Source organism: Poinsettia branch-inducing phytoplasma str. JR1, assembly GCF_000309465.1.
GTDB lineage: Bacteria > Bacillota_I > Bacilli_A > Acholeplasmatales > Acholeplasmataceae > Phytoplasma > Phytoplasma pruni.
Genome location: NZ_AKIK01000041.1, coordinates 22,371 through 31,934, shown reverse-complemented (window position 1 = coordinate 31,934; position 9,564 = coordinate 22,371). Strand labels below are relative to the sequence as shown.

4 protein-coding genes and 1 tRNA gene are annotated in these 9,564 nt (G+C 29.1%); 4 read left to right on the top strand and 1 reads right to left on the bottom strand.

The genetic code is table 11. From position 1 onward, the window contains the following. The first annotated feature begins 75 nt into the window (after positions 1-75). On the top strand, positions 76-1,434 hold the full coding sequence (locus ON17_RS01070; RefSeq protein WP_017191639.1) for a hypothetical protein: 1,359 nt from the start codon (positions 76-78) through the stop codon (positions 1,432-1,434). 69 nt (positions 1,435-1,503) lie between these two features. On the opposite strand, the gene ON17_RS01065 is transcribed toward ON17_RS01070, so the two are convergent. Then, positions 1,504-2,760: a hypothetical protein gene (locus ON17_RS01065; RefSeq protein WP_017191638.1), complete on the bottom strand. Its 1,257-nt coding sequence runs from the start codon at positions 2,758-2,760 to the stop codon at positions 1,504-1,506. 536 nt (positions 2,761-3,296) lie between these two features. Between ON17_RS01065 and ON17_RS01060 the strand changes: the two genes are divergently transcribed. From ON17_RS01060 to ON17_RS01050, 3 genes are all read left to right on the top strand, one after another. Continuing rightward, a complete protein-coding gene (locus tag ON17_RS01060) occupies positions 3,297-4,133 on the top strand; it encodes a hypothetical protein (RefSeq protein ID WP_017191637.1) in 837 nt (278 codons plus the stop codon). Between the two features lie 261 nt (positions 4,134-4,394). Continuing rightward, positions 4,395-4,481 (top strand) — tRNA-Leu (locus ON17_RS01055). A 100-nt stretch (positions 4,482-4,581) separates the two neighbouring features. After that, positions 4,582-9,423 (top strand): PolC-type DNA polymerase III, encoded by a 4,842-nt coding sequence (locus ON17_RS01050; protein ID WP_017191636.1) that lies wholly within the window; start codon positions 4,582-4,584, stop codon positions 9,421-9,423. The last annotated feature ends 141 nt before the right edge of the window (positions 9,424-9,564 follow it).

Genomic DNA, 9,564 nt, shown 5'->3' with positions numbered 1-9,564 from the left:
TAAAAACTTGTTTTTTTTAATTTTTTGTATATAATAGTTGGTGTAGATTATTTAAAAAAGGAGAAAAAATATTCTATGGTAAATAAAAGTTTTAAACAAAATTCATTAATAAAATATACAAGTATTTTATTATTAAGTTTAATTTTAGTTTTAAGTATGGGAGTAACAAATATATTTGGTGATCTTTCAGAAACAGAAAAAACAACAAGAGTTAACAAAGCTGTTGAAGCAGCAAAAACAGAAAGATCAAAACAAGACGTATCAGATAAAGAAGTGACAGATGATAAATTAACAACAGAAGCAAAAAATCAAGTTGACAAATCAGATGACGCACAAAACACACAAGACGAAGTGACTGCAGCAGCTAAAAAAGTTGTTTCTGAATTCAAAGACGATAAAATAAAAACAGCTATTCAAACAGCACAAAAAGTTATTTTAGATGAAAAACAAGACCCAATTGCTAATTTATTAGTGGTTCAATTAGGCGACGAATCAGTTTATAATGCATATAGAGATGCAGCTACACAACAAGCAAATCATGAAGACGAAAAAGAAAGAACAAAAGAAAAAGTAAATGAAGCAGCTAAAAAAGTTGCGGAAACACAATTAAAAGATGCAAAAACTGCTAGAGATGAAAAAGTAGACACAGTTTTGACAAAAGTTAAAATTAAATCATTACAAGACAAACACGAATTAACATCAGAAGAAGAGGCAGATTTCAAAGCAGCAGCTAACAAACAAGCTGAAAACATAAATGAAGCAGAAAACACAGAAGCAAAAGTTGAAAGCGTTGTTTTAGCAAAATTAGCTTCTATTTTGAAAAAAAAGCAAGAAGAAAAAGATGATTGGGTAAATCAAGCTGTTAGAGCAGCTATCGAAAAAGCAGTTGAAAGCAAAAAAAAAATATTAACACAAAATTACAGAAACGCAGCTGTAAATGCTTCTGTTTCAAAGACGGCAACAAGAGACACAGTTATAGAAGCTGCTACAAAAGTAGTAGACGACCAAGAAAAAACGCAAGAAGAAATAACTACAAAAACAACAGGAAAACAACCAGAACACAAAACAGGACAAGTTCAAGAAAACACTCCAGTAGATGTCAACACAGTAGTTACAGGCGATTTAGGCGAGCAAGCTGCTGAATTAACAGATGAAACAGCTAAAGCAGCAGTTCAAAAGAAATATTCAAATCTTCAAATTGATCAAGTAATAGTAAAAGTTGACACAGATAACAAACAAGTTATAGTTTCAGCTATAGACAACAGCCAAGTTTACACAGGCACAGCTACTGTAAAATATACAGTTAAAGCAGCAACATCTGACAAATCTTGGTACAAAAGCGTTGTACTTTGGGTTTCAGTTGGTATAGCTTTTGCAGTTGCAGCAGTTGGAATAGTTTACTACCTTAACAAAAACAAAAAATTTAAAAAATAATTTATTAATTAAATAATTTATTTTTGACAAAAAAACACCCTTATAAAGGATGTTTTTTTATTTATTGTTTTAAAAAATAGTGAATAAAAACACATTTTTCAAAGAAGAGTGATAACTATAATCCAGCTTTATTTTTCTTTGCTCCATTAAATTTTGCGAAGAAAGAATACTTCTTGTTTTAGGATCTATCATAAAGTTTTTTTCACAAGGTAATTCAAAAATCCATTTGGTTTCTTCACTGTCTTGAGATTTTAATTTTTTTTCTGTTTTTTGATCCTTGAATATTAATTTATTTTGTTGATCTAATATCCAACTAAAGAGTTTCTCATTTCCTTCTAAATCTAATGGATCAGACATAATAGTACTAATAGACGAAATAGCGTTATTTTTTATATTTCTTTCAATAGTAATTTGACCATAATTTTTATTACAAAAAAAATCTCTTTTTAATTCTGAACCCGTTCCTTCGTCTAAGGTAATAGTTTCCACAGGGTTAATGAATTTTTGTAATTTATTGTTGATCGGATTTATTTCGCATTCAATCTTTTCGTTTAAGAAAGGATCTGTTGCTTTAGTGGGAAAAAATGTAGATGATATGGTTTTACTCTTGAAGTTGTCTTCTGTTATTTCTGTCACATAAGCAGGATCATTTTGATGAATGACTTCGTTTTTTTCATTGACATGAACTACAAAAGGTTCTTTCCCTTCTTGTTGGAAAGAAATCTTTTGTATTTTATTTTTCTTTAAATCGTATTCAATAAAATTATTTTTATCAAAAAAGATGGTTTTAGTTAAAGCTTGACCGCCTTTAATATCGTAATTAATGACGTTTTTCTTTTTCTTTTCGTAAATAGTTAATTCTTGGAGAGTTTTAGTTTTAACGTCAATTATAAAACTAATAATACCGTTTTTTTCAAAAAAAGACTCACTAGCAAGAACACTTTCTGAACTAAAACTTTGAGTAGTTTTATTAGGATCTAATAAAGGCGTTGTATCCTCATAAGGAAGGATTAACTTGTTATTTTGATCGAATTGAAAAATGTTTCCTTCAGATAATTGCATTCTAATAACTCTATAAGTGGTTGGTTCTATTTCGATAAAGACATTATCTTTTTGAGGGAAAGTTATTTTTAAAGTATCTACTTTGTTTTTTATTAATGGTTTTATTAATGGTTTTATTAATGGTTTTGTTTTGGCAGCATCGTTAACAGTACTTTTATTATATTGTTGATAACAAAATAAAATTACTAAAAAGAAAAGAATAACCAAAAACATTAATAATAATAATTTATATTTCAAGGAAGATTGGGAATCATCGCCCTTCATATATTTTTATTACCTTTCTATTATTATCAGTTGGTTTTTAAAAATAAGGTGGAAAAAAATATAATTGAAAAAGAAAAGAATTAGTTTATCAAAAAAATATTTTTTTGATAAAAGTTAACAAACAAAACAAAAAAATATGAATAATAATTTATATTTAAAGGTAGACTGAGAAATCTCCTTGTTTATCTTTACCTTTCTATTATTATATAATCTTGATTTTGTAATGAATAAAATATTTACAAATCTATTTTTATTATAACAGATAAAAGCATTTCTCAATAGTGAAAATCTTATAAAAAGTATAAAATCTGCTTTATTTATAAAAAAAGACCTAAAAAAGGTATCTTTTATAAAGAAAGATTCTTATAAAAAACGTCTTTAGAATTAAATGGAAATTCAAAGAAAAACCTCCCTTTTTGAAAAATTTTTTCTTTTTTGTTTTTTATCATTCATTTCATTCATTAAAAAAAGTTTTTTTCATTACAATAAAAGATGGCTTAGGCCAAAAAAATTCCATTAGAAAAAGTAAATCATGAATGAAAATGTCGATTCCTAAAAAAATTTTTTCTTTCTTATTTCGTAAAAGTGTTTTTCTTTCGTGTGTCTGTTTAGGATTATATTGCCTTATTAGAACAAATATTAATATCTTTTCTCCTCCAGTTTCTCCCTCTTCCTTAACTGTTCAACAGAAAGGACAAGGTTTTTCTCGTAAGAAAAAACCTTCTAAAAAATCTAATCTTCTTCAACCTCTTTGTCAAACAGTTTACCAAGCCAACTTAGAACAAGAAGTAGAAAATGATGTTTATCAACCCAATATTATGTTAAATAAACCTGTTATGAAGACAGATAAATATAACGTTATGTTAGCGTTTTATAAATATAACGATCAAGGTCTTTTAATGAGAAAAAAATATAAAGCCGGTTTAAACAATTATTTTTATGAATATAACGATCAAGGTCAATTGATTAAAAGATATGGTGATAAATATGGTGATGCTAAGGAATTAGATTTTTTTACTTATCATTATAACGATAAAAATCAATTAGTGCGTCTTTTAGATCACAATAAAGTGGTTAAAAAAGAGTTTGAATATAACCAAAAAGGTCAATTAGCTAAAAAAACAGACTTTTATTTCTGGCAAACAGATCAAGCTTATACTATCACTTACAGTTACCAATATAACGAAAAAGGGCAAAAAATTAAAAAATTTTACCAAGGCATGGCGACTTATAATAAAAAAGGCATTTGCACCAAACCAAAGAAAAATTTTAATTTATTAGAAAATACATACGAATACAACCAAAAAGGACAAAGAATAAGAAAACGCGAACGTAATAATGCCGTTTGTAGGATGTATAGATATCACGAATAAAATATTTTTTATAAAAAGAAGAAGAATAATTAAAACTCGCTGTGTGAATTATCTTGAAAAAGAGAGCCTCTTTTAGAGACTCTCTTTTTTTAAAAAAACATTGACAAATCAATCTTTTTATTTTAAAATTATTAAGAACCCTAAAAAGTTTCTAATTTAATATATATTATCAATTAATAAGCAAATTGCCTCTTTTAAGAAAATGAACCTTTTGCAAAAAAGATTAAGAATATTTTTAATTATGTTATAATTAGAATATATGCTGGTGTGGCGAAATTGGCAGACGCATTTGACTCAAAATCAAACGAGGTTAAACTCATATCGGTTCAAGTCCGATCATCAGTACCAAAAAAATAATATTTATTCCTTATTCTCACATGAAATTCATGTGTTTTTCTTTTTATATCTCCCACTGATTTTAAAATTTAAAACTAAAAAGAGTAAAAAAATGTCTCATAAGTTCGAAGAATTTCTCCAAACCTTAAAAAAACCAGAATTACAACAATTTCAATTACAAGAAGTATTGGTAGATCCGTCCCACATTAGTTGGACCTTTTTTGTGACCGCGGAAGAATTCCCTTCTGAAGCTGCGCTTTTAGATGAATTCCGTAAACATTTACAAGAATTTATTAAAGTTCATACTGAAAAAAGCGTGAAAAACATGTCTTGCCATGTCCGTTATGAATTCCACCATTTTAACTATTTAAAAGATGAAAAAGTCTGGGAAAAACAATTCCAATATATTTTGCAAAAGAAAAAAACAGAAGCCAACGATTCTTTTTTAGATCTTTTCAATTCTACGCCGACTATCTCTTGGGAAGAGAAAAAAGCCGTCTTTCGCTTAAATCCGATTCTTTTAAAATATTTCCATCGAACTGATATTTTAAAGGAATTAAACACTTTTTTTATCCACCGTTATGGCATAGATTTAGAATTTATAACTGAATATCCAGATCTTTTAGTTCTATCAGAGTTAAAAGATCCTACTATAGGTGGTTTTAATAATCTAGATAAGGACGAATTAACTTCTGAAGAAAAATTTAAAATTAATTTAATTAATATTATCGCTCAAAAGCAGGAAAACGAAATATATAAGATTTTGGATCAAACGCCTTTGATTGATGTAGAGAATAAAACTTGTGAGTTTGATTTCCCTCCTTATTTAAAAAATACTCTTACTCAACTGGATCTTCTGCCAAGTTTGCAAAAATTATTTGAAGAAGAACACCAATGTTTTTACCAATTCCGTAATAAAGGTGATGTAATGGCTGAAAAAAGACAGCAACAATGGGATCATAACGGGTTACCTTTAATTTCTTTTAAAGATATTCCGGTTAAAAACAGCGCTTTAAAAACCTTTAAACAAAATAATCCCGCATTTAGGGTTAAAGGTTATGTGCAACAAGTGACCGAATCACCTATTAAAAATAACCAAAGCGTTTTAATTAAGTTTTTTTTATTAGACCCCGAAACCAAACAAGATTCTATCGAATATAAAAGTTTTTTTAACCAAAGTTATAAAGGTCAAACTAACACTTTTTACTCTCAAATTCAAAAAGATTTTCAAGAAGGTGTTTTAGTAGAAATAGAAACTTTTGTTGATTTTAACGCTAAAAACCAAGAATACTATTTTAATTTTACTCCTAAAAATGGGACTCCTAAATATCAAATTCTAGATAATGTGCCTTTGATGTACCAAAGACAAGATGATTATCCAGATAAAAAAAGAATTGAATTTCACCTCCATACGAAAATGTCTAATTTAGACGCGGTAACGAGTGTGAAAGATTATCTTGATATAGCTGAAAAATGGGGTCATGAAGCGCTTGCTTTTACCGATCATAATGGAGTTTATGCTTTTCCAGAAATAGAAAAACATCTGCGTGGTAAAAAAATAAAACCTATTTTAGGGGCTGAATTCGATTTTATCGCGGAAAAACCCCTTTATATCACTAACCAAGAGCAATATCCCCAATTCCCTGATTTTACCTTAAAAAACCATAAATACGTTGTTTTTGATTTAGAAACAACTGGTTTTTCTAAAATAAGAGATAAAATTATTGAAATATCGGCTGTGAGGATTGAAAATGGCAAAATCACAGAAGAAATGTTTGATGAATTAGTAGATCCACAAACCAAATTAAACCCAAGAATTCAAGAAATTACTCAAATTACGAACCAAGATTTAGAGGGCAAACCCACTATTGATGCAATTTTGCCGCAGTTTTTAGATTTTGTTAAAGGTTATACTTTAATCGCTCATAACGCCTCTTTTGATATGGATTTCTTATTGGAAAACGTGAAAAGATTAGGTCTTTTTTATGAACCTCAACCTGTGATAGATACTATGCCTTTATCGCAAAAATATTTCAGCCAATTTTTAAAGTTTTTTTCTTTAAAAAGATTGGCGAAAGTTTTTAAAGCTAAACCAACTTTAGAAGGTCATAGTCATAGGGCTTTATATGATTCCGAAACTACCGCTTTGGTTTATATTGAAATGGTGAAGAAATTAGAAGAACGAGAGGTACTGACTTTTTATGATTTAAAAGGGACAGCTGATGCTTTGTTTGAAAGATCTTATCATGTGAATGTTTTAGCGAAAAACCAAACCGGTTACCAAGATTTATTTTATTTAATTAGTGACGCTTTAACGCAAGATTTTTATAAAAAACCCCGTTTATTGAAATCTAAATTAAACCAACATCGTGAAGGTTTATTAGTTGGTAGCGGTTGTTTTGATAGTAATGTCTTTGAGGCAGCTTTAAACAAGAGTGAACAAGATTTAGCAGAAGTGATCGCTTTTTATGATTATATCGAAGTTCAACCGCTAAACGCCTATAAACATGTGATTTATGACTTAGGCGGCGATGATCCAGAGATTAACGCTCTGTCTATCGTGCAAAATACTTTGTTAAAAATCATTAACGAAGCGAGAAAACAAGGTAAAATAATTATTGCGACAGGAGATGTTCATTACCTGCATCAGTATGAAAAAATTTATCGTGAAATGTATATTAACGCTAAATTAATTGGTGGCGGTTTACATAAATTATCTAAATTTAGCTCTGAAAATTTACCTGATAACCATTTATTAACCACTCAAGAAATGTTGGATGCTTTTAGTTTTATTGAAGATGAATTATTGAGAAAAGATTTAGTCATTAATAATCCGCATTTATTGAACCAACAAATTGATAAAATTCAAATTTTCCCCCAACAGTTGTTTTCTCTGCAAGATGATACTTTCGCCCAAAATTTAAAGATTCCTAGTATTAAGCAAGAAATGAAGGTTTTAATTACGACTCGTATTGAAGCTTTATATGGCAAAATAGTGCACCCTTTAATTCAAGAAAGAATTGATAAAGAGTTGAAAAGTATTTTAGGAGATGATAACCAAAAAGACGCTAACCAAAACATTACTCCTATTTATTATTTATCTTATTTATTAGTTAAAAAATCCATGGAAGATGGTTATTCAGTAGGTTCTCGTGGTTCAATCGGTTCTTCTATTATTGCTAATGTGTTAGAAATTACGGAAGTAAATCCTTTAAGACCGCATTATCGTTGTCCCAAATGTCAATACACCGTGATGAAAATGACCGAAGAAGAGAAACAAAAGCCTTTATATCAAAAATACGTTAAAAAAGATGATCCTAATGATTATGATATTTTAGAACATACTTATTCTGGATATGATTTACCGGATAAAAAATGTTTCCAATGTAAAGTCAATTTTCGTAAAAACGGACAAGATATTCCTTTTGAAACCTTTTTAGGTTTTGAAGGTAATAAAACCCCAGATATCGATTTAAATTTCGCAGGAGATTATCAAAGTAAAGCCCATGATTATATTAAAGAGTTATTAGGGGAAGAACACGTTTTTAGAGCCGGCACCATCCAAACGGTAGCTAAAAGAAACGCTTATGGTTATGTAAAAGGTTTTGTCAAAGATAAAGGTTTGGATGAGGAAATACGTGTTTCGGAAATTAGCCGCAGGTCCACGATGATTGAAGGCGTGAAACGTTCAACAGGTCAACACCCAGGAGGAATCGTAGTAGTTCCCAAAGGGCATAAAATCTATGAAATTACGCCAGTTCAGTATCCTGCTGATGATACGGAATCCAAATGGAAAACGACTCATTTTGATTACCATTCTTTTGAAAATAATTTATTTAAAATGGATATTTTAGGCCATGATGATCCAATGTTAATTAAATTTTTCATGGATTATGTGAAAAAAAATCCTTCTTTATTCCCGTTTGATCGTTATCAAGATATTCCGTTAGATGATATTAAAGTATACGAATTATTCGCTAATAAAGAAAAGAATAAAACCTCTATCGCTGTGCCCGAATTTGGTACTAATTTCGTTATCGCGATGTTAAAAGATATTTATGACAAAGAGAAAAAAACTTTTAATTTCTCTACTTTAGTGAAAGTATCAGGTCTATCGCACGGAACGAATGTTTGGACTCAAAATGCGAAAGATATTTTAGCGGGTAAAGGTGATTTCCAAGAAGATATCAAGAAAAAAATTTCTTTTGACGAAGTGATCGCTTGTCGTGATGAAATTATGAATACTTTAATCGAAAAAGGCGTTGATGCTTTACAAGCTTTTGATATCATGGAGTTTGTCCGTAAAGGCAAACCTCATACTCATCCCCAAGAATGGGAAAAATTAATTTCTCCTGTAGAAGCTAAAATACCGCAATGGTATTTAAAATCTTTAACCAAAATAAAATACCTTTTTCCGAAAGCACATGCTGCGGCTTATGTTTTAATGGCGATGAGAATCGCTTGGTTTAAAGTCAATCATCCTTTATTGTTTTATAGTGGTTATTTCTCCAAAAGAGCCGATCAATTCGATTATAATGTCATGTTAAAAACAGCGCCCGAAATTGAGAAAGAATTGAGAAAAGCGGATAAAAATCCTGATGATGGACAAATCACTATGAAAAAAACCGTTAAAAACGAATTAACCGCGAAAGAACAAAGTCGCATTAACACTTTAAAAAATGCTTATGAAATGGTCCAATTAGGTTATCAATTTTTACCGATTGATTTGAATAAATCAGAAGCAAACGAATTTGTGATTGAAAATGATAAAGCTTTAAGAATGCCTTTTGTGGCTATTGATGGTTTAGGGCAAGTAGCGGCGGATAACATTGTGATGAACCGTAAAGAAAAATTATTCACTCAAGATGATTTTGTCAAAAGAGTGAAAATTAATAAAACTATTTTGAAAAAGTTTAAAGACGAAATGATAATCGAAAGATTGCCAGAAGAATAAATGATTTAAGTTTAGATTTAAAACCAAAATATGTTATAATAATGATAGATTATATAATATTTGAATATATTTTTATTATGATATAATTGTTATGTAAAAGTTTTTTAAATGTTATTTATTTTTGTTGTTCAAGATTTTTTA